Below are 19,317 nucleotides of genomic sequence, written 5' to 3'. Positions count from 1 at the left end.
TACTAATATTTATACATGTTTAATTTCCGCTCATACATTACCTGCACTTTTTTATTCGCAGCATTAACAATTGATCAACTGGTATCGGCACAGGTAATGCCTAAGCCCGAACCCGACCCGCCAAGGCATTGGCAACTAATGGACCTTAAGGAAGATGGTTACTTCGGTATCAGCTTAAAACCTGCTTATCTTTATGTAAAAGGTAAAAAAAGCAAAACTGTTGTAGTAGCTACCATTGATAGCGGAGTGGATACCCTGCAAAATGACCTGAAAAGCATTTTATGGGTAAATACAAAAGAAATTCCGGGCAACGGCATAGATGATGACCATAACGGTTATATTGACGATGTACATGGCTGGAATTTTTTAGGCGGCGCAGGCGGTAAAGCTGATTTTAATGAAACTACCGAAGAAGTACGCGAGTACAACAAACTTAAAGGCAAATATGCCGATATGACTGAAGCCACGGCAACTGATAAAAAAGCATTTGCTTACTGGCAGCGCGTTAAAACCGTTTATGATACTACCATAAATAAATCGCAGACAGAAACCGCACAGTTACAGCCTATTATGAACGCCTTGATGGCAACCAGCGGATACATCAAAAAAGCGCTTAGTATAGGCGCAAACGGCACTTTTAAAGAAGCCGACCTTGTAAGGATCAAAACAACAAACGATACCTTAAGCCAAAGCAAATATGTATGGGCTACTATATTTTCGCAGGAGGGTGGCAACAAAACAAATGCTGCCATTATTAAAGATTTAAGCGAATACCTGGAGAAGCTCAATAACAACTTATCGCCCGACCTGGAATCGCGCAAAAGAATAGTTGGTGATAATGTAGATAGCTTGGATCATAAACCTTATGGCAACAACCTTTTAAAGTTTGCTGATGCATCACACGGTACAGGAGTAGCCGGATTAATTGGTGCTGTTCGCGGGAATAATTATGGTATAAACGGCGTTGCTGATAACGTAAGGATTATGGCGATTAAAGCAGTACCTAATGGCGATGAATATGATAAGGATGTTGCCAATGCCATACATTACGCGGTAGATAATGGTGCAAAGATCATTAACATGAGTTTTGGTAAAAAAATATCGCCGCATAAAGAATGGGTTGATGAGGCTTTAAAGTACGCCGCTTCAAAAGATGTATTGCTGGTATTAGCCGCCGGGAATGATAACGACGATATGGATAAGGACACTGATTACCCCAACGATCTTTTTCTTGACGGATCAGCTACCGATGCTGATAACCTGATTAATGTTGGCGCTTCGGGCTCACATTTGGGCGACCACCTTGCAGGAGATTTTAGTAACTATGGTAAAAAAATGGTGGATGTTTTTGCACCTGGTGTTAAAGTAACTACTATTGACACCGATGCCGAATTTAATACCGAGGACGGCACAAGCTTTTCATCGCCAATAACCGCGGGTATTGCAGCTTTGGTGCTGGAATATTATCCAACATTAAGTTCAAAACAATTAAAACAGGTTATCCTGGCATCGGCCACACCATTAACCGGTACTATGGTTTACAAACCCGGCTCCAAAACCGAGAAGGTTGACTTTACTACCCTGAGCAAAACCGGCGGCATTGTAAATGCATATAAAGCGCTGCAAATTGCCTCAACAATGCGGGGAGAAAGGAAATAGATTTTTTGGACTTTCAGACGTTCGGACTTTCAGACTTTCGGACAAAAGACAGAAGGACAAAAGATAAAGGACTTTAAATAGCTTTATATCTTTTGTCCTTTATCCAAAAGTCCCTCGTCCGAAAATCCCTCGTCCTTTGTCCGAAAGTCTGAAAGTCCTTTGTCCGAACGTCCTTCGTCCAAAAAATTACTTTTTCTTATCGCCGCCAATGGGTTTTACGGCGTCTTTTTTACCCGATTGGTAATCAGATGGCGCTTTTTTGCTTCCTTCGGCTGCTGGCTTCTTTTTTTCTTTTACGGCTTGTCTGTCCTTGCTCATGATCTTATAGTTTTAGATGTTAATTATGCAGGCTTGCTGGTATTGCAGCCCGGGTATTATATTGTATTTGCGGATGATTAACAGGCCCTCTTTTGTAGTGCCGGTTTTTAAGAAGAAAATGGATTGCTTTAATTTTAAAAACGCCTATCTTTGGCCAATTATTACAGCAATTAATTAAAGGTAATTGTTTTAAGCTATAAAAAGCATTCAGCGTGATTTTAAATATCGAAAACCTGTATAAATGCTTAGCTTTGCAACGTTTTTTTGATACACGTATATAAATAACAGATACATTACAACAATTCGCTAAAAAATGAAAAGCTTTATTCCAACAACCTTTTATGCATTTTTAAACTATGCAGTAGCCTTGTTACTGATTTCAACACTGTGGACGTTTGATACATTACATATTGGCGGCGCGGCTTTATTCCTGCCATTAATTGTAGGCTGGTTACAGTTGATCATGGCTATTTTTGCCGATAACAAGCTGGGCTTTATTAAAGTGTTTCCAATGAGCATGCATAATATAAATGATGTAATTATGGGTTCATTCCTGATGTGTTCTCCCTGGGTTTATGATTTTAGCTCAAAATTATGGATACCACAGGTTATTTTTGGTGGCCTGCTATTCATCATGGGTATTTTCACCGAGGGATCGCCTTTGCTTAAAAGGCACCAGGAACCGCTTCAAGAAGGTGGATTTACTTCAACAGATTCAATATAATCAGCTACATGATATAAAACAAAAAGGGGCGCAAAATTTGCGCCCCTTTTGTTTTTGCCCCGGCTTTTATGGTAAAATACTGCGTAATAACAGGCTGTTTTTAAAACACCTCGTTGAGCCCTAAAAAAAAGCCGCCGGAGCCATAGCTGCCCCGGGCATAATCAAAACACATGTTGGATCGGGTATATTTATTAAACAACAGCCTTAAGCCAAAGCCGGCTCCCGGCTCCCAATACCTGAACAGCTTAATATCCCGCTGGTTATTGGCCGATTCCACATTTACAAAAGCAACCCCGCTTAATAACTTATTAGCCGTTAGCGGAAACCGGTATTCTGCCTCATTATATACAAAAGATGGCCCTTTAAACCTGCCAATAATAAAGGCGCGACCTATGCGACCATAGGCATCGCTGGCGGTACCCGGCAGTTCAAGGTACGGTAACGATCCTTTAAGCAGGTAATTGGCCCAGTGCCAAATGGCAAAAACATTTTCGGGGTCGGTGTCGCTCAGGCTCCAGTATTTCCTCAATTCGGCTTTTATTTGCACCGCGGCATGATTACTGCCCAGCCAGGTTTGGTTAGCCCGCAAAATAACATCTGCGTAAATGCCTTTAAACGCGCGGTTTGGCTGATCGCGGCTGTTGTATTGAAAGTTTATTAAAACCCCATTGGCATTATATTTAAAAGGATTGTACCCCTTGCGAATGCTGTACCTGTAATTATGCGTATCCTCCACCGGGATATTTTTCCGGTTATCATCAATGTTATTATAAAAGTTAAAACTGAGGCCCGCGCCCACATAAATATGGTCTGTTATTTTGCGGTAAATGCGTTCGTTTATTTTCAGGTAGGTATATCTTATCGGAAACTCATTGGGGTTATCGCTAAAATGCAGTTCACCCATGTGGAATGGGCCATCACCAACGCTGCGCCTGCCGGTACCCAGGCCATTATCTTTAGCTATCGTTTTACCTACCTGCAACGTACCCTGCAGGTTCCACATATTTTTTGAGGTGAACGCATTGTGTTTAAACTCGAGTGTTGAAAGGCCATTGGTTGAAATGTACGCACCCGCGTTCATTACCGAGAGAATGGTATTATGCCTGTCGCCAAAGTATTTACCGGCTGCCGAGGTTGCGCCGATTGCAAAGCCTACGCTTGGATTATAAGCTGCCGAGGGTAGCACAGCCCAAAAGAAATTCTTTTCTTCGAGGCTGGTATCGGCCTCCTCTGTTTTTTTACTGCTGAAAATTGAATTTAAATACCCGTTGGCATCTCTTTGCGTTTTTAAAGAATCATCTAAACTTACCTGGGTTTGAGCAGATAGCGCAATTGAGTTTAAAGCAAAAACACATACGCCAAGCGCAAACCTGCAGATGGGTGACATCAATTTAGGGTAATTAATTAGAGTTCAGCGCTAATATATGTCATCGGTTTGATAATTAAAAAGAGTCGGGAGGCAAAAGTTTTTAAATATTGTTCAAGCTGTTGCGTTCCCAACAGGTAAAACAAACCGCAACACCTGGTCATATCAACGGCAACGCAGAAAAATCCATCACAACGCTTTTTAGCGTTGATTTTCAGCGATGGCGCTGTTGTGTCACCAAAAGGCGGGTTAAGAAATACAGTAGGTATGCCAATCACCCCAAATAGCTTTTCGTATCGTTATATCTGCATGCATAAATTTTCCGTAAAACTATTTGCTAATAACACAAATAGCTGTATCTTTGCAGTCCCGAAAATGCGGGGTATAATAAACGTTTAAACAATTTAATTTAAAGCAAGTGAATACGTTAAGTTACAAAACTGTCTCAGCCAACAAAAAAACCGTTAACAAACAATGGGTTGTTGTTGACGCACAAGGCGAGATTTTGGGGCGCTTGTCCACTAAGATCGCAATGATCATTCGTGGTAAAACCAAGCCAGATTTCACCCCGAACGTAGACTGCGGTGATAATGTAATAGTTATCAATGCAGACAAGGTAAAGTTGACCGGAAACAAATTCAGTGACAAAACTTATGTTTCGTACACTGGTTATCCAGGTGGTCAGCGTTTCATTTCTCCTAAGGAGTTAATGGCAAAACATCCAACACGCGTAATTGAAAAAGCCGTGCGTGGTATGTTACCTAAAAGTCGTTTGGGCAAGGCGTTATTTGGTAACCTGTATGTATATGCAGGTACTGAGCATCCTCATGCAGCACAAAACCCAACAACCATTTAACTTTTTAATTTTAAAGGAGAAAAAAAATGCCAACAACTAACACTTCAGGCAGAAGAAAAACAGCCGTTGCCCGCATCTACCTTTCAGAAGGAAATGGTGCGATCATCGTTAACGGTAAAGATTACAAAGAGTACTTCCCAACATTGCCATTGCAGTACATCGTAACTCAGAGCACTGAGGTTTCTGGTTCAGCCGGAAAATTTGATGTTAAAGTAAATGTTGCAGGTGGTGGTGTAAAAGGACAGGCAGAAGCCGTTCGTTTAGCTATTGCGAAAGCCATTGTTGAACTGGATCCTGAAAAGAAACCTTCACTACGCGCTAAAGGTATCATGACCCGCGATGACCGTATGGTTGAGCGTAAGAAACCAGGTCGTAAAAAAGCACGTAAGAGATTCCAATTCAGTAAACGTTAATCACAGGAGGACAACACAATGGCAAGAACAACATATCAGGATTTACTGGATGCAGGTGTACACTTTGGTCACCTTACCCGTAAATGGGATCCGAAAATGTCACAGTACATTTTCATGGAGCGTAACGGCATCCACATTATCGATTTAAATAAAACCTTAACCAAGGTTGAAGAAGCTGCTGCAGCTATCAAACAAATTGTAAAATCAGGCCGTAAGGTATTATTCGTAGCTACAAAGAAACAAGCGAAAGATATCGTTGCCGACTATGCAAAAAGCGTAAACATGCCCTACATCACCGAGCGTTGGTTGGGTGGTATGTTAACCAACTTTGCTACCGTACGTAAGTCGATCAAAAAGATGTCAAACATCGATAAATTGACTAAAGACGGTACTTACAGCAACCTTTCTAAAAAAGAAAGACTGATGATACAACGTGAGCGTATCAAATTAGAAACCCTTTTAGGAGGTATCTCTGATCTGAACCGTTTACCTGCAGCATTATTTCTTATCGACGTTAAGAAAGAGCATATCGCAGTTTCAGAAGCTTTGAAGTTGAACATCCCTACATTTGCTATGGTTGATACCAACTCCGATCCTTCAAACATCGATTTCCCTATTCCGGCGAATGACGATGCTACAAAATCAATTTCATTGATCACCAGCATTATCATCAAAGCTATTGAAGAAGGTTTGGATGAGCGCAAACGCGAGAAAGAAGACGAAGCAGAAAAAGAAGCAGCTACCGCGAAAGCTAAAGCTGATGCTCCTGAAGTAAAAGACCGTAGTGAAAACGAAGGCGGTAAAAGAACCAGGAAAACTGCCGAAGTTGCAGACGTTGTAGCCGACGCTGAAACTGAAGCTCCTGCTGCCGAAACAGAAGAGTAATCGAATTTAGTTGTGGGTTGTAGGTTGTGAGTTATAAGTTTTTTATAATCTACAATTTACAACCCATAGTTTTAATATTAAAAACAGTTGCAGGTTATAATAGCTAATTAATTTTGCCTTTAACTTACAACTTATAACAAACAACTTAAAACTCAAAAAAAATGTCTACAGTACAAATATCTGCAGCCGACGTAAATAAACTGCGCCAACAAACAGGTGCCGGTATGATGGATTGCAAAAAAGCACTAACCGAAACTAACGGTGATTTTGAAGCAGCTATCGATTTTTTAAGAAAAAAAGGTGCTAAGGTTGCAGCAAGCCGTCAGGACAGGGAATCAAACGAAGGCGTTGTTATTTCACGCACTTCTGCTGATGGCAAAACCGGTGTTATCATCGAACTTAACTGCGAAACTGATTTCGTAGCTAAAAACGCTGAGTTTGTTGCTTTCGCTAACGAAATTGCTAACAAAGCCGTTGAAAACCAACCAAAAAGCATCGAAGAGCTTTATGCTATTTCAATTGATACCGAAAACACCACTATTACTATTGGTGATGCTATTATCGACAAAACCGGCAAAATCGGCGAAAAAATCGGTGTATCTAAATTAGAGATCATCACCGGCGAAAAAGTTATCGCTTACGTACACGGTAACTTCCGTTTAGGTGTATTGGTAGCTTTAAACTCAAACCCCGCAGGTGCCGACGAAGCAGGTAAAGATGTTGCCATGCAAATTGCAGCTATGAACCCTATCGCGGTTGATAAAGATGGTGTTGATGCTACTATCATTGAGCGTGAGTTGGAGATTGCTAAAGACGTGATCCGTGCTGAAGGTAAACCAGAAGAAATGGTTGAGAAGATCAGCTTAGGTAAACTGAACAAGTTTTATAAAGACTCAACCCTGTTAAACCAGGAGTTTGTAAAAGATTCATCAAAAAGCGTTGCCCAGTTCCTGGCCACCGTTGAAAAAGGCCTTACAGTAACCGCCTTTAAGCGGGTAGCTTTAGGAGCTTAAATATTTTATCCCCCTCGTTTAAAACGAGGGGGATTTTTTTTGCAATATTGTTTCAGATGTCGACGACGACTCACCCGGTCGAGGCTACGCCCGACCACCCTCTCTCCGCTTCGCGCAAAGAGGGTTGAGAAAAACAAAAACTTTTCCGCCCCTCTATGCGGCGCAGCCGGAGAGAGGGGCAGACGAGCAAAGCGATGTCGGGGTGAGTCGTCTCCTCCGTTCATCGTAATCACGTATAGGATAAAACTGCTTACATGATAACAGCACTTCACAACCTCCAACTCATTTCAAACGGGCAAATTGCCCATGGTAAAGCCGTTTTAATTTCAAACGGATCGATCATTGATGTTATTGATGAAACCGCCATACCTGCAGATGCAGAAAAGAAGGATCTTAACGGCTCATATCTTGCTCCCGGTTTCATCGATCTGCAGATCTACGGCAGCGGCGGAAAGCTTTTTGCCGGCACGCCAACTGTTGAAGCATTGGAACGCCTGGAAAGCGATCTGTTAAACCAGGGAACTATAGGCGTTTTTGCCACCATAGGCACCAATACCAATGAAATTGTTGAGGCGGGAATTGAGGCTGCTAAATTATACCGCAAAAAGGCCAGGGGCGCATTCTGGGGCCTGCACCTGGAGGGGCCGTATTTAAACCCAGCAAAAAGGGGCGCTCATCCCGAAAAATATATCAAAAAAGCTACCCTTGCAGAAGTTAAGGGCTGGGTGGAGCGCGCTGAAGGTGAAATAAAAATGATCACCATAGCACCCGAGCTGCAAGACCAGGAAGTGATTGATTATTTGCATAGCCAGGGCATTATCATTTCATCAGGCCATAGCAATGCTACTTATGCCGAGGGAAAAGCGTTTTTAAACAAACCCATACAGGCGGTTACGCATTTATTTAATGCCATGCCGCAGATGCACCACCGCGAACCGGGCTATATCCCAGCTATTTTTGAGGAACGCCCGTTTACCAGCATCGTAGCCGATGGCATTCATGTTGATTTTGCGATGATTCGCCTTGCCAAGCGTGAGCTGGGTGATAAATTGTTTTTGATTACCGATGCTGTAACTTCTACCAAAGAAGGCACTTATCAACATGAGCTAAGGGGCGACAGGTATACCATGCCCGATGGAACACTCTCCGGCTCATGCCTTACTATGCTAAAGGCTGTGGAAAATTGTGTAAAAGAGGTGGGTATTCCCCTGGCCGAAGCCGTTAATATGGCCTCGTTATACCCGGCACAACTGGCAAAACAACTAAAAAAAGGCAAAGTTGAAAAGGGTTTTGATGCCGACCTGGTTATTTTTAACACTGATTTTGAGGTAGAAGGCACCATTTTACAAGGCCTTTTTTTAACAAAGACAACATAAAATTTTAACACTGATTTTTATTCTTTATTTTTGGCGAACTACGCACATATGAACAAAGCTTTATCAATTCATGATATCCACAAAAGCAAGTTCCATCTATTTCTATTATTAACAAATCACACCAAATGAAATACAAAAGAATTTTACTGAAACTTTCGGGCGAATCGTTAATGGGCAGCAGGCAATATGGCATTGATAATGCCCAGGTTTTGCAATATGCCCAGGATATAAAAAACGTGTACGATACCGGTATGGAAATAGCGATCGTTGTTGGTGGCGGTAATATTTTCAGGGGTCTGAGTGCCGAAAAATCGGGCATGGAGCGTGCGCAGGCTGATTATATGGGGATGCTGGCTACTGTGATCAACTGCATGGCACTGCAAAACGCGCTGGAAAGCATAGGCGTGGAAACCCGCCTGCAATCGGCCATTAAAATGGAACAGATTTGTGAGCCTTACATCCGCCGCCGGGCAATGCATCATTTAGAAGTTGGTAAAATAGTAATTTTCGGTGCCGGTACCGGAAACCCGTATTTTACTACAGATACCGCGGCATCATTACGCGCTATTGAAATTAAAGCCGATGTGGTACTGAAAGGCACCCGTGTTGATGGTATTTACACCGCCGATCCGGAAAAAGACCCCAGTGCTACCCGCTATGACGAGATCTCGTTCCAGGAAGTATACGATAAAGGCCTAAATGTAATGGATATGACGGCCATTACCCTTTGCCAGGAAAACAAGCTGCCTATTATTGTATTTGACATGAACAAAGAAGGCAACTTTATGAAGATTGCCAATGGTGAAGCAATTGGTACCCTGGTTAGATAGGGTCCTTTCCTGAAACAGAARGTAAAAAAAGGACATTAACAGTAGAGAGACTTACGAAGTTTTAAAAACTTCGTAAGTCTGCTGTTCATTCGTGAAATTCGATCCAATTCGTGAAATTAGTGTTTTTATCTACTTATCACTCAGCATTATAGGGTTCCCCCTGCCTCCGCCGATAATGATTACCTTGGCATTCGACGATAGGGCAATTTCCTTTTGAGCTTTGATACTTTCATACTGTAATTGCTTGTCAGATAATCCTGTGGATAGTATCTTTTGATAGTCGGCTATACCCTGGGCTTCTACACGCTTACGTTCGGCTTCCTGTTTCTCCTTTTGTAAAACGAACTGCATTTTTTGAGCGTCCTGCTCGGCGTTGATCTTTGATTCGATGCTCGCTCTTACAGACGCAGGCAGGGTGATGTTACGAACCAGGATCTGCTGAAGCTCCAGGCCCCTTTTTACAAAGTTTGCTGTTATATAACGGTTTATTTTATCCTGAAATTCCTGCCTTTTGGTTGAATACAGGTCAACGGCGGCATAATTTACAGCATTGTCTCGTATAGCGGTACGCGATACGGGGCGAACAATTTTTTCCAGGTAATCTACGCCAATATTTTGAAGGATGAAGGGTGCCTTATCAGGGCTTACTTTATATTGCACCGAAAGATCGATGCTAACCTCTAACCCATCAGATGATAATACCCTAATAGCATCGTCACCTTCTTTTTGGCCCTCGCTGCTAACTGCACTCATGGTATAAGTTTGCGTCCGGGTATCAAAAACGGTTATCTCCACAGCGGGGTTAACTATATGCAAACCGCTTTCTAACACATTATCCTGCACTTTACCAAAAAGGGACTGCACACCTGCATGGCCCGGTTCAATAACCTTAAACATGGACAACAGCAGGCCAACGGCCACCATCACTCCACCAACTATACTTACAGTGTTACTAAAATGATTTGCGGGCTCGGGCGAGCGTTTGAGCACTATACCCACCACGAGTACAATAACTCCTAATATTGCTATAAACATGCAATGAAGTTACACCTTTTTCTGTGAGTTTCTTACGTCTTTTAACAGTCTTATTTTTAAGAAAATAACAACCAGACAAACAAACACGGCAACACCCATATAAAGATAGTTTTTGGCCATGAATGATTGATATGCCACAAAAGCGCACAATACTGCACCTATGGTATATAATACATTGAGCACTAATTTAAAGCCCATATACTAATAAACATTAAGTGTAGGGTCAATTTCTGCGGCCCAGGCTAAAATACCGCCGTTTAAGTTATATAAGTTGGTAAAACCACGCTGCTCCAACTGCATAATGGCGGCCGCGCTGCGTTTACCACTGCGGCACATTACCACTACGGGCTTATCTTTATTAATCTTTTCGGCCTCTATTAATATGCCACCAAGGGGTATTAACTGCCCACCAAGGTTTGATGTTTCGTATTCAAAATCTTCCCTAACGTCAATCAGCTGAAAATCTTCACCTTTGTCAATTTTCTCTTTTAGTTCCTGTACGGTTATCTCGTTCATGATAAATAAATTAATACTCAAAGGTAGCTTTTTTTCTATTGCAAATAATTACACGATATTTTTGTAACAATCAATGCCCGGGAGCGTTTATTATATGGTTTACTTAGCAATACGTTATTTTGAGCAACAAAAGGCAGTAAATTAAGCAATGCCGATCTGATAATTTTACACAAATATTAAACCGGCATTAAATTTAAACAGATCATATAGATGAAAAAAGTTACCCGCTTTTTCTGGTTTTGTTCAGGAGCACATATAGATACGTTAAAAAAATACCCTATCGAGCATAATAAATATGTAGGTATTGGAGCTACTATATTTTTTACCGCCCTGTTTGCCTCCCTATCTGGCGGCTATGCCATGTATTTTGTTTTTAATGGCGATGCTTTTGCAGTAGGCTTTGCTATTTTGTTTGGCCTGCTGTGGGGAACGGCTATTTTTAACATGGATCGCTATATTGTATCCAGCATTAATAAAGAAGGTACAACCAACCAGCAGATCCTGCAGGCCTCCCCGCGTATCCTGCTGGCTATTATGATAGGTATAGTTATATCCCGCCCGTTGGAGTTGAAGATATTTGATAAAGAGATTCGCCAAAAATTAAAATCCTCCTACCTTAAAGGCCAGCACCGTAAAATTGACACCCTGGAAAAAACATACAACCAAAAGTATGCGATGGAAATGGGTAAGAATAGCGACCTGAAAAAGGAGAAAGACTCTCTGGAAAAAGATATCAACCGCACCCGTTTCCTGCTGAACCAGGAAGTATTTGGCGATAAAACCAACCAAACATCGGGCATTACCGGGTATGGCACCTACGCCAAGCAAAAACAAAGTGTATTAGAGGAAAAAGAAAATCGCCTGAAAGCAGTAACCGGCAACCTTGGCGAGATGGACCAATACCTGAGCCGGCGTAAAGAATTTGAAGGTTTAAACAATGCCAGATTATTTAATGATCATCAGCTGGACAGCCTGGCCAACGTAGCCGGCTTTGCCGATCGTAACTGGGCGCTTGGGCAGCTATCCTTCAACGAAAACGGCACCCGGGACCTTGATACCTATATGGCCATTTCATTCATTGGCTACCTGTTTATTTTATTTGAGTGCCTGCCGGTATTTGTAAAGCTGATGTCGCCCAGGGGGCCATATGATGCGGCGATCGGGAAAACGGCCGAAGCCAACCTTTATATGGCCGATAAAGAAAAGGACCGGGACATGACGGTTACTGATAATATTTACGACCATAACCTGGATACCGATGTCCAGCGGCGCAAGAAGATCATCTCAACCCAATCCGACTACGATTTTGAGCGCCATAATTATGATTAAAGCAATTGGACAGCGGCTATACATTTAGCCGTTAATTTCCCCCTAAGGAGCTGTTTAAAATAAATAAATAGACCGTCATTGCGAGGCACGAAGCAATCCCCGCCTTACAGAGTAGCTTTGCAAATCCGATCTGCGTAGTTAGGGATTGCTTCGTGCCTCGCAATGACGCGTGGAAATGTATTTCGTTAGAAGTATAAAAACATTAATAAATCAAATTTAAACAGCTTCAAAAAAAGCATACCTCAACTTTCAAAAAAATCTTAAAAATAAAAAATGTAAATCCAAGCTTTTATAAATCCCGTTTATATTATCATTTAATACATAATACATTGGGATGAAAGAAACGCTGAATTACAAAGTCAGGGCGATTGCAGTAAATATCAGGAAAACGCGCGAACAGTTAAACTACACACAGGAATACCTTGCCGCAAAATTGAATATATCGCAAAACGCCTATAGCAAAATTGAGTTAGGGTATACCAAAATAACCGTTGAAAGGCTTTTTCAGATTGCTGCCGTATTAGAAGTAGATATCCATAGCCTGATAGATACAGAAAACCCATCCGTTGCGCAGTAATTTAAAAATTATCCGCTGTTTCATCCCGGGCAATAATATCTTTGCAACCGGATGGAAAACGCAAACCTGATCAGGAGCACAGTACAATTTGTACGTGATACCCTTAAAAATGCTGAAGGCGGCCACGACTGGTGGCACATACACCGCGTATGGACCAACGCCAAACTGATTGCAAAAACAGAAAAAGCCGACCTGCTTACTGTTGAACTTGCCGCCCTGCTTCATGATATAGCCGATAGCAAATTCCATAATGGCGATGAAGAAATTGGACCGTTTACTGCCGGCAAATACCTGCAAAGTGCAGATGTTGAAGCGGAGGTGATTGAGCATGTACAGCAGATCATCAGGCATATATCCTTTAAATCGAGCTTTGATAAACCAACTTTTTACTCGCCCGAACTGGCTATAGTACAGGATGCCGATAGGCTTGATGCCATTGGCGCTATTGGGATAGCAAGGGCTTTTAACTATGGCGGCTTTAAAGGCAGGGAAATTTATAATCCGGAGGTTGAACCTAATTTAAACATGAACAAAGAGGAATATAAAAATTCCCCAACGCCTTCAATTAACCACTTTTACGAAAAACTATTACTATTGAAAGATAAAATGAACACCGCAACCGGCCGTAAAATGGCCGACCAACGCCACGCGTTCATGGAAACCTATTTGCAGCAATTCCACCTCGAGTGTAAACCATAGGTTTCAATATTCGTTTCAGCATTTAACTATTACCCATGAAAAAAACTTTACCTTTTATAATTTCCCTGTTAGGTATCTCTCTCGCCGCAAAAGCTCAGGATACGCTTAAACAGCAGCGCTTTAACTTTCATTTTCAACAAACTATAATAACCCAGTATAAACCATCGTTTGGAGCGGATTATACAGGCGATAACAGCTTGCTTACCAAATCAGAAACACAAAGCTCAATTACTACTACCTTTTTTGGCGGCGCCAGGTTATGGAAAGGAGCCTCGGCTTATTTTAACCCCGAAATGTCTGGAGGATCGGGCCTGAGCAAAACCCTGGGTGTAGCCGGTTTCCCAAATGGCGAAACCTTTAGGGTTGGTGGTTCAGATCCCAAGATCTATATAGCCCGCCTGTACTTTACACAGAATTTTGAATGGGGAAAAGATAAAGACACCATTCAGGATGATGCTAACCAGCTTGCGGGCTTAAAAAGCAAACGCTATTTCTCGGTAACCGCAGGTAAATTTGGCATGGCCGATTTTTACGATGGTAACGAATTTAGCCACGACCCACGCTCACAGTTCATGAACTGGTCATTAATGGATAATGGCGCCTGGGATTACCCGGCCAATACCCGGGGCTATGCCATGGGTATACATACCGAATTAGGAATGCCTAACTGGACGTTAAGGTTTGCCTTCACCATGTCGACAACCACAGCTAACGGCGCTATCTGGGATGCGAAAATAGGGAAGGCCAATACCCAAACCCTGGAGTACGAAAGACGCTACACACTTAACGGCAATAAAGGAACGCTAAGGGTTTTAGGTTTCCGTAACAATGGCAAAATGGGCGATTATCGCCAGGCACTGGCCATTAACAAGGTTAACCCGGTTGTGGATACCAATTTAGTTTATGGCAAGCATAAATACGGTTTTGGCATCAGCGCCGATCAATACCTAAGCAAAGACTTTGGGGTATTTGCCAAGCTAAGCTATAATAATGGTCATACCGAAACCTGGTATTTTACTGAAATAGATAGGTCATTAAGTTTTGGAGGCGTACTGAAGGGCAGTTCATGGAAACGCGGCGATGACGAGTTAGCATTGGCATTTGTGGCAAACGGCCTATCCAAACCCCATAGTGATTACCTGGCTGCGGGCGGCTATGGCTTTATTATTGGTGATGGCAAGCTGAATTACAGTCATGAATTGATAGCCGAGCTGTATTATAAAATAAACGCCTATCAAAAAAAATTCTGGCTTACGCCGGATTACCAGTTTATACTAAACCCGGCTTACAATAAAGATCGCGGCCCGGTAAATGTGTTTTCGATGAGGGCGCATGTGGAATTTTAATTGTACCGGTATTTAAAATAATAATCCCTTATGGTGATGCTCATTTGTTCGGTATCGCCGGCTATTAAAATACCTTCCATTGAAACATTGTCTGCAAGAACCCGGTAATATGTCCTGATTACCGGGTTCTTTATTTCGCCCCAATTCTTCCATGTCTTTCTCAACGACATTCTTAATCCCCGCCCTTTGTCTATGCTCTCTATATCCCGCCAGGCAATGGCACAGCCCCTTTTCTGAATAAAAATAAAGTCAGGGGTTATTATTATAGCGCGAATTCCCTTTATCACGTAATAAGTGTGCTTAACAAAAAATATCAGGAAATAATCAATAAGCAGCACCACTATGATAGCGCTGGAATAATCTTTATAAACGATCAGCTTTGTAAATATCGAATAAACCGGCTGCGCCGATAAAAGGCCAAAAAGTACCATTGGTAAAATAAAATATGGATTGTATTTATAAACTCTTGTCCCGTCCATATTTCTAAGCAGGTTATCCCATAAATACCAGTACCCCAAAATAAACCAGCATACAACCCGCGCTTAAAAAATTCATGCGCATGGCATTTTTAAAATTGGCGTTTTCTGTTGATTTGCCCACCTTATAAAACCAGTAATTAAAAAATAAAAATATGGGCAGTGCGCACACCAGGAAAAAATAGAAGTTGAACATTTTACCTGCTGCATGCCAGTAATAAAAAGAGCAGGCAATCCCCAATGCAAATAAAACACCCGATAAAATAAACGATCCCTTATAGCCCAGCACCAGGCTGATGGTCCTGTCCCCGCGGCGGCTATCTTCCTGATGCTGGTAAACCTGCGTTAACGGGTACGATGCGCCTATAAGGCAGGAGCAAATTGCCCCGGCTACTATAAAGCCGGCATCCCAATGCCTGAATAAACTTAAACCACTTAATGCCGAAAAAGTAACATAATAAACAAACGCTCCCTGGAAAAAGAAAACGGTAAGAAAACTAATGACAGGGTATTTTTTTAACCGGGTTGCAGGGTGGCTATAAAGTTTCGACATGATGCCATATAACAACACCGCAAAAGCAAATTCCCAACCAATCAAAAATCCCAATAAGAAAGCTAAAGCCTCCAGCAGTATTGAAAAATAATACAGGCTGATATCTACTTCGGGCGGCTTTTCTAAAAGACCAATACTATCTTCATCTTTATCAAAATAACTGTTATAGCCATTGCTCGCCGGGAATGCAAGAAGGTGCCATATTAAAAACACAAGTATGGCGTTAACCGGATCAATAAACGGCACCTGGCTAAAAGCAAACAAATATACCGGCAGCAAAAAAACCGAGAATACGAAACGCATGTGCGCCCAGGCTGATGAAGTAGGTATAATTTGTTTTAAGTTCATACAGAAACAGTATTTTAACAGGTAAAGGCAACCAATACTATTTGTTGAAACGTATTAAACCTACAACGGGTTGCCTAATCTTACTAATGTAAAAATTAGTTACAGATAAATCATTATGTTTGAAATCCACGTTAGCAGTAACATGATTAAGAAATTATTTACCATCGCGATTTTATTTTTTTTAGCAGCAACATCTTTCGCGCAAAGCAAAGTAACCCGTTCGGCAGTTACCTTTAAAATTAAAAATCTGGGCTTTAACGTAGCGGGTACTTATGGAGGTTTTAGCGCCGATATTAATTTTAAGCCCTCCAGTCTCGCCACCAGCTCAATTGAGGCTTCGGTTGCATCAAACACCGTTAATACGGATAGCGAAAGCAGGGATAGCCACCTGAAGAGCGAGGATTACTTTGATGTAGCCAGGTATCCTAAGATCACCTTGAAGTCGGTTTCTTTTAAACACAAAAGCGGAAACAACTTTACAGGTAATTTTAACGTAACTATTAAAGATAAAACAAAGCTGATTGAAATACCTTTTACGTATATTGAAACGGGTAACTCCGCTGTGTTTAAGGGTGATTTCCAGGTTTTAAGAACAGACTTTGGTATTGGAGGCAAAAACGTCATCTTATCAAATGAAGCCAATATCTCGGTAGAAACTGAGGTAAGTAATTGAAATAAATTTGTATCGGAGATATCAAAATACTTTGCTTCGGGCTTTGGGCCTTAAGCTTTAAGGTCAGTATAAAATGGAGAGTTGCATTAGCGCCATCGGGATAGCAAATCCCCATAACCGTATCGCCCAGCAGGATATTTACCATTTTATGGTGAACGCTTTTGGGTTGGATAAAACCAATGCGGCGAGGCTCAAAAGCATCTACGATAATTCGGGGATCGATCATCGTTATTCGGTAATTCCTGATTTTGGGGAAAGCGATCCATCCAATTATACCTTTTTTGATCAATCCGGAAGTTTTGAGCCTTTTCCCGACACACAAAAACGATTGAAGATTTATGAGCAGGAGGCTATAGATATCGCTATTAATGCGGTAAAAAATTGCCTGTCGGGTTTTGAAGAAGGTATTTTACAACAAATAACCCACCTGATAACCGTCAGCTGTACCGGGATGCATGCTCCCGGCATTGATATTGAACTGGTAGAAAAGCTTAGCCTGAATCGTGATACCGAGCGAACCTGTATCAATTTTATGGGATGTTACGGCGCCATAAACGCTCTTAAGGTTTCCGATTATATTTGCCGTGCCAACCCCGAAGCTAAAGTATTGGTGGTAAGCGTTGAACTATGCACGCTACACTTCCAAAAAGAGAACACGCTGGATAATTGGGTGGCCAACTCCCTGTTCTCTGACGGCGCCGCGGCAGTATTGGTTGAAAATACCTCGCAGCGCCTGGGCCAGGGAACATATTTTTCTTTAAAGAATTTCTACTCGGAATTTGTGACCGAAGCCCGCGATGATATGGGCTGGTATGTTGGTAATACCGGTTTCGAAATGAAGCTTACATCGCGCGTATCTAAGCAGATCAAAAAAAACATCAAGGCCTTAACCGGCAGATTTTTACAAAAAGCCAAGCTTGATGCCGGGCAGATCACCGCATATGCAGTACACCCCGGTGGCCGTAAAATACTGGAAGCGGTTGAAGAAGCACTGGAACTTCCGGAAGAAAGCAATGCATTTGCTTACCAAACATTACAGGAATATGGAAACATGTCATCTGCCACTATTCTTTTTGTATTGCAGAAAATGCTGAAGGCCGGCAATCTTATTGATCAAAAGATCATGAGCTTTGCTTTTGGGCCCGGTTTAACGGTTGAAGGTATGATACTTGAAATGCATTAACCCGAAATGAGCGATGTAATAATAGTTGGCGGCGGCCTGGCAGGATTGTTTAATGCAATACTGCTTAACCGCGCCGGATTAAAAGTTACCCTGATCGAAAAAAAAACATACCCCATGCACCGGGTATGCGGCGAGTACATCTCCAATGAAGTGATTCCTTTTCTCAGCAAACTGGATATCGATCTTGATCAATTAAATGTTTCCCGCATTAATCGGCTGGAAGTTACAGCAGCATCGGGCACCAGGCTTTCACAAAAGCTCGACCTGGGTGGTTTTGGCTTGAGCCGGTATACGTTTGATAACTTCCTGTACCATAAAGCAGCGATAGAAGGTGTAAACTTCATGACAGGCACCCGGGTAGAGGATGTGAGGTTTAATAATAATTATTTTGAAGTTGTTACGCCGAGCGAAGTATTGACAGCCCCGCTGGTAATAGGCTCCTTTGGCAAGCGCTCAAATCTTGATCAAAAGTTAAAACGGCCATTCTTTTATAAGCGAAGCCCCTACCTGGCTGTAAAGTTCCATGTACGGATCGATTTTCCGGATGACCTTATTCAGCTTAATAATTATAAAGATGGTTACTGCGGAGTGAGCAAAACAGATGGCGACAGGTATTGCATGTGCTATATGGCCCACCGGGATGATCTTCGAAAGTACGGTACACTGCAGGCTTTGGAAGAGAATATCATCCGTAAAAACCCATACCTCGATGATATTTTTACCCATGCCGAATTTTTGCTGGATAAGCCCGAGGTGATCAACGAGATCTCGTTTGAGAAAAAGGCTCCGGTTGATAACCATATCCTCATGAGTGGCGATACAGCAGGGATGATTGCCCCGCTTTGCGGCAATGGCATGACTATGGCTATCCACTCGGCTAAGATCCTGTCAGAAAAAATCATCAGCCACTATAAGCCTGGCAGCTTTACCAATAGTAATCGTGCTGCTCTTGAAGCCGACTATACGGAAACCTGGAACAGGCAATTTGCACAGCGTTTATGGGTTGGGCGCCAGTTACAGCGTTTATTCGGCAATAACAATACTACCGCCCTTACACTTCAGCTGCTAAATGGTTTGCCATCCTTATCGCGTTATTTGATCAGTAAAACCCATGGAAAACCTTTTTCATAAGGTTGATGTAT

22 protein-coding genes are annotated in these 19,317 nt (G+C 42.0%); 15 read left to right on the top strand and 7 right to left on the bottom strand.

Translation table 11 applies throughout. From position 1 onward, the window contains the following. The first annotated feature begins 15 nt into the window (after window positions 1-15). Window positions 16-1,659 carry a S8 family serine peptidase gene (locus tag AC1DO4_RS03855; RefSeq protein ID WP_477413150.1) on the top strand — a complete coding sequence of 548 codons (1,644 nt, stop codon included), beginning with the start codon at window positions 16-18 and terminating at the stop codon, window positions 1,657-1,659. Between the two features lie 186 nt (window positions 1,660-1,845). Here the strand turns inward: AC1DO4_RS03855 and AC1DO4_RS03850 are convergent, their stop codons facing one another. Beyond that, window positions 1,846-1,977: a hypothetical protein gene (locus tag AC1DO4_RS03850; protein ID WP_477400920.1), complete on the bottom strand. Its 132-nt coding sequence runs from the start codon at window positions 1,975-1,977 to the stop codon at window positions 1,846-1,848. Window positions 1,978-2,290: 313 nt separating this feature from the next. Here AC1DO4_RS03850 and AC1DO4_RS03845 point away from each other — a divergent pair, with 313 nt between their 5' ends. Beyond that, window positions 2,291-2,701: an SPW repeat domain-containing protein gene (locus tag AC1DO4_RS03845; RefSeq protein WP_477413148.1), complete on the top strand. Its 411-nt coding sequence runs from the start codon at window positions 2,291-2,293 to the stop codon at window positions 2,699-2,701. Between the two features lie 100 nt (window positions 2,702-2,801). Here AC1DO4_RS03845 and AC1DO4_RS03840 read toward each other — a convergent pair whose 3' ends face one another. Beyond that, the gene (locus AC1DO4_RS03840; protein ID WP_477413146.1) at window positions 2,802-4,088 is read right to left on the bottom strand and encodes a BamA/TamA family outer membrane protein; all 1,287 of its coding nucleotides are present in this window, start codon (window positions 4,086-4,088) and stop codon (window positions 2,802-2,804) included. A gap of 397 nt (window positions 4,089-4,485) precedes the next feature. On the opposite strand from AC1DO4_RS03840, the gene rplM reads away from it, so the two are divergent. From rplM to pyrH, 6 genes are all read left to right on the top strand, one after another. After that, window positions 4,486-4,923, top strand: a complete 438-nt coding sequence (gene rplM, locus AC1DO4_RS03835; protein ID WP_477413144.1) for a 50S ribosomal protein L13 — start codon at window positions 4,486-4,488, stop codon at window positions 4,921-4,923. 26 nt (window positions 4,924-4,949) lie between these two features. After that, the gene (rpsI, locus tag AC1DO4_RS03830) at window positions 4,950-5,336 is read left to right on the top strand and encodes a 30S ribosomal protein S9 (protein WP_477413142.1); all 387 of its coding nucleotides are present in this window, start codon (window positions 4,950-4,952) and stop codon (window positions 5,334-5,336) included. 18 nt (window positions 5,337-5,354) lie between these two features. Then, the gene (rpsB, locus tag AC1DO4_RS03825) at window positions 5,355-6,221 is read left to right on the top strand and encodes a 30S ribosomal protein S2 (RefSeq protein WP_477413140.1); all 867 of its coding nucleotides are present in this window, start codon (window positions 5,355-5,357) and stop codon (window positions 6,219-6,221) included. Window positions 6,222-6,382: 161 nt separating this feature from the next. Next, window positions 6,383-7,234: a translation elongation factor Ts gene (gene tsf, locus AC1DO4_RS03820; RefSeq protein WP_477413138.1), complete on the top strand. Its 852-nt coding sequence runs from the start codon at window positions 6,383-6,385 to the stop codon at window positions 7,232-7,234. A gap of 254 nt (window positions 7,235-7,488) precedes the next feature. After that, window positions 7,489-8,610, top strand: coding sequence for an N-acetylglucosamine-6-phosphate deacetylase (gene nagA / locus AC1DO4_RS03815; protein ID WP_477413136.1), 1,122 nt, complete (start codon window positions 7,489-7,491; stop codon window positions 8,608-8,610). Window positions 8,611-8,735: 125 nt separating this feature from the next. Further along, on the top strand, window positions 8,736-9,440 hold the full coding sequence (gene pyrH / locus AC1DO4_RS03810; protein WP_477400928.1) for a UMP kinase: 705 nt from the start codon (window positions 8,736-8,738) through the stop codon (window positions 9,438-9,440). A gap of 129 nt (window positions 9,441-9,569) precedes the next feature. On the opposite strand, the gene AC1DO4_RS03805 is transcribed toward pyrH, so the two are convergent. The 3 genes from AC1DO4_RS03805 to AC1DO4_RS03795 are packed head-to-tail and all read right to left on the bottom strand — an operon-like array spanning window position 9,570 to window position 10,991. Further along, window positions 9,570-10,475: a prohibitin family protein gene (locus AC1DO4_RS03805; protein ID WP_477413133.1), complete on the bottom strand. Its 906-nt coding sequence runs from the start codon at window positions 10,473-10,475 to the stop codon at window positions 9,570-9,572. Window positions 10,476-10,484: 9 nt separating this feature from the next. Beyond that, window positions 10,485-10,673 (bottom strand): DUF6358 family protein, encoded by a 189-nt coding sequence (locus tag AC1DO4_RS03800; protein WP_477413131.1) that lies wholly within the window; start codon window positions 10,671-10,673, stop codon window positions 10,485-10,487. A 3-nt stretch (window positions 10,674-10,676) separates the two neighbouring features. Then, on the bottom strand, window positions 10,677-10,991 hold the full coding sequence (locus tag AC1DO4_RS03795) for a rhodanese-like domain-containing protein (RefSeq protein ID WP_477413129.1): 315 nt from the start codon (window positions 10,989-10,991) through the stop codon (window positions 10,677-10,679). A gap of 210 nt (window positions 10,992-11,201) precedes the next feature. Between AC1DO4_RS03795 and AC1DO4_RS03790 the strand changes: the two genes are divergently transcribed. From AC1DO4_RS03790 to AC1DO4_RS03775, 4 genes are all read left to right on the top strand, one after another. Then, window positions 11,202-12,320 carry a DUF4407 domain-containing protein gene (locus AC1DO4_RS03790; protein WP_477413127.1) on the top strand — a complete coding sequence of 373 codons (1,119 nt, stop codon included), beginning with the start codon at window positions 11,202-11,204 and terminating at the stop codon, window positions 12,318-12,320. Window positions 12,321-12,654: 334 nt separating this feature from the next. Continuing rightward, window positions 12,655-12,897, top strand: coding sequence for a helix-turn-helix domain-containing protein (locus AC1DO4_RS03785; RefSeq protein ID WP_477413125.1), 243 nt, complete (start codon window positions 12,655-12,657; stop codon window positions 12,895-12,897). A gap of 51 nt (window positions 12,898-12,948) precedes the next feature. Further along, window positions 12,949-13,596, top strand: coding sequence for an HD domain-containing protein (locus tag AC1DO4_RS03780; protein WP_477413123.1), 648 nt, complete (start codon window positions 12,949-12,951; stop codon window positions 13,594-13,596). A 35-nt stretch (window positions 13,597-13,631) separates the two neighbouring features. Then, window positions 13,632-14,942 carry a carbohydrate porin gene (locus tag AC1DO4_RS03775; RefSeq protein ID WP_477413121.1) on the top strand — a complete coding sequence of 437 codons (1,311 nt, stop codon included), beginning with the start codon at window positions 13,632-13,634 and terminating at the stop codon, window positions 14,940-14,942. On the opposite strand, the gene AC1DO4_RS03770 is transcribed toward AC1DO4_RS03775, so the two are convergent. Together AC1DO4_RS03770 and AC1DO4_RS03765 are read right to left on the bottom strand one after the other, a co-directional pair. Then, window positions 14,939-15,421 (bottom strand): hypothetical protein, encoded by a 483-nt coding sequence (locus tag AC1DO4_RS03770; protein WP_477413119.1) that lies wholly within the window; start codon window positions 15,419-15,421, stop codon window positions 14,939-14,941. The two genes, AC1DO4_RS03775 and AC1DO4_RS03770, sit on opposite strands and share 4 nt — an antisense overlap. 13 nt (window positions 15,422-15,434) lie before the next feature. Beyond that, window positions 15,435-16,319 (bottom strand): UbiA family prenyltransferase, encoded by an 885-nt coding sequence (locus AC1DO4_RS03765; RefSeq protein WP_477413117.1) that lies wholly within the window; start codon window positions 16,317-16,319, stop codon window positions 15,435-15,437. 142 nt (window positions 16,320-16,461) lie between these two features. Here AC1DO4_RS03765 and AC1DO4_RS03760 point away from each other — a divergent pair, with 142 nt between their 5' ends. The 3 genes from AC1DO4_RS03760 to AC1DO4_RS03750 all read left to right on the top strand — a co-directional run bounded on the left by AC1DO4_RS03760 (window position 16,462) and on the right by AC1DO4_RS03750 (window position 19,306). Beyond that, window positions 16,462-16,992: a YceI family protein gene (locus tag AC1DO4_RS03760; protein WP_477413115.1), complete on the top strand. Its 531-nt coding sequence runs from the start codon at window positions 16,462-16,464 to the stop codon at window positions 16,990-16,992. Between the two features lie 73 nt (window positions 16,993-17,065). Continuing rightward, window positions 17,066-18,175 carry a type III polyketide synthase gene (locus tag AC1DO4_RS03755; protein ID WP_477413113.1) on the top strand — a complete coding sequence of 370 codons (1,110 nt, stop codon included), beginning with the start codon at window positions 17,066-17,068 and terminating at the stop codon, window positions 18,173-18,175. Window positions 18,176-18,181: 6 nt separating this feature from the next. After that, on the top strand, window positions 18,182-19,306 hold the full coding sequence (locus tag AC1DO4_RS03750; protein WP_477413111.1) for an NAD(P)/FAD-dependent oxidoreductase: 1,125 nt from the start codon (window positions 18,182-18,184) through the stop codon (window positions 19,304-19,306). Window positions 19,307-19,317: the final 11 nt, after the last annotated feature.

Source organism: Mucilaginibacter sp. P5_A6 (genome assembly GCF_056400585.1).
Note: the sequence above shows the minus strand (reverse complement) of the source record. Positions and strands in the feature narration are given on the sequence as shown.

Bases quoted from the DNA above. Each gene is read 5' to 3' on its own strand.
- AC1DO4_RS03845 (WP_477413148.1), top strand. From the start codon at position 2,291: ATGAAAAGCTTTATTCCAACAACCTTTTATGCATTTTTAAACTATGCA.
- tsf (WP_477413138.1), top strand. From the start codon at position 6,383: ATGTCTACAGTACAAATATCTGCAGCCGACGTAAATAAACTGCGCCAA.
- AC1DO4_RS03765 (WP_477413117.1), bottom strand. From the start codon at position 16,319: ATGAACTTAAAACAAATTATACCTACTTCATCAGCCTGGGCGCACATG.
- nagA (WP_477413136.1), top strand. From the start codon at position 7,489: ATGATAACAGCACTTCACAACCTCCAACTCATTTCAAACGGGCAAATT.
- AC1DO4_RS03770 (WP_477413119.1), bottom strand. From the start codon at position 15,421: ATGGACGGGACAAGAGTTTATAAATACAATCCATATTTTATTTTACCA.
- AC1DO4_RS03780 (WP_477413123.1), top strand. From the start codon at position 12,949: ATGGAAAACGCAAACCTGATCAGGAGCACAGTACAATTTGTACGTGAT.
- rpsB (WP_477413140.1), top strand. From the start codon at position 5,355: ATGGCAAGAACAACATATCAGGATTTACTGGATGCAGGTGTACACTTT.
- AC1DO4_RS03805 (WP_477413133.1), bottom strand. From the start codon at position 10,475: ATGTTTATAGCAATATTAGGAGTTATTGTACTCGTGGTGGGTATAGTG.
- pyrH (WP_477400928.1), top strand. From the start codon at position 8,736: ATGAAATACAAAAGAATTTTACTGAAACTTTCGGGCGAATCGTTAATG.
- AC1DO4_RS03755 (WP_477413113.1), top strand. From the start codon at position 17,066: ATGGAGAGTTGCATTAGCGCCATCGGGATAGCAAATCCCCATAACCGT.
- AC1DO4_RS03750 (WP_477413111.1), top strand. From the start codon at position 18,182: ATGAGCGATGTAATAATAGTTGGCGGCGGCCTGGCAGGATTGTTTAAT.
- AC1DO4_RS03760 (WP_477413115.1), top strand. From the start codon at position 16,462: ATGATTAAGAAATTATTTACCATCGCGATTTTATTTTTTTTAGCAGCA.
- rpsI (WP_477413142.1), top strand. From the start codon at position 4,950: ATGCCAACAACTAACACTTCAGGCAGAAGAAAAACAGCCGTTGCCCGC.
- AC1DO4_RS03785 (WP_477413125.1), top strand. From the start codon at position 12,655: ATGAAAGAAACGCTGAATTACAAAGTCAGGGCGATTGCAGTAAATATC.
- AC1DO4_RS03840 (WP_477413146.1), bottom strand. From the start codon at position 4,088: ATGTCACCCATCTGCAGGTTTGCGCTTGGCGTATGTGTTTTTGCTTTA.
- AC1DO4_RS03855 (WP_477413150.1), top strand. From the start codon at position 16: ATGTTTAATTTCCGCTCATACATTACCTGCACTTTTTTATTCGCAGCA.
- AC1DO4_RS03795 (WP_477413129.1), bottom strand. From the start codon at position 10,991: ATGAACGAGATAACCGTACAGGAACTAAAAGAGAAAATTGACAAAGGT.
- AC1DO4_RS03790 (WP_477413127.1), top strand. From the start codon at position 11,202: ATGAAAAAAGTTACCCGCTTTTTCTGGTTTTGTTCAGGAGCACATATA.
- AC1DO4_RS03800 (WP_477413131.1), bottom strand. From the start codon at position 10,673: ATGGGCTTTAAATTAGTGCTCAATGTATTATATACCATAGGTGCAGTA.
- AC1DO4_RS03775 (WP_477413121.1), top strand. From the start codon at position 13,632: ATGAAAAAAACTTTACCTTTTATAATTTCCCTGTTAGGTATCTCTCTC.
- AC1DO4_RS03850 (WP_477400920.1), bottom strand. From the start codon at position 1,977: ATGAGCAAGGACAGACAAGCCGTAAAAGAAAAAAAGAAGCCAGCAGCC.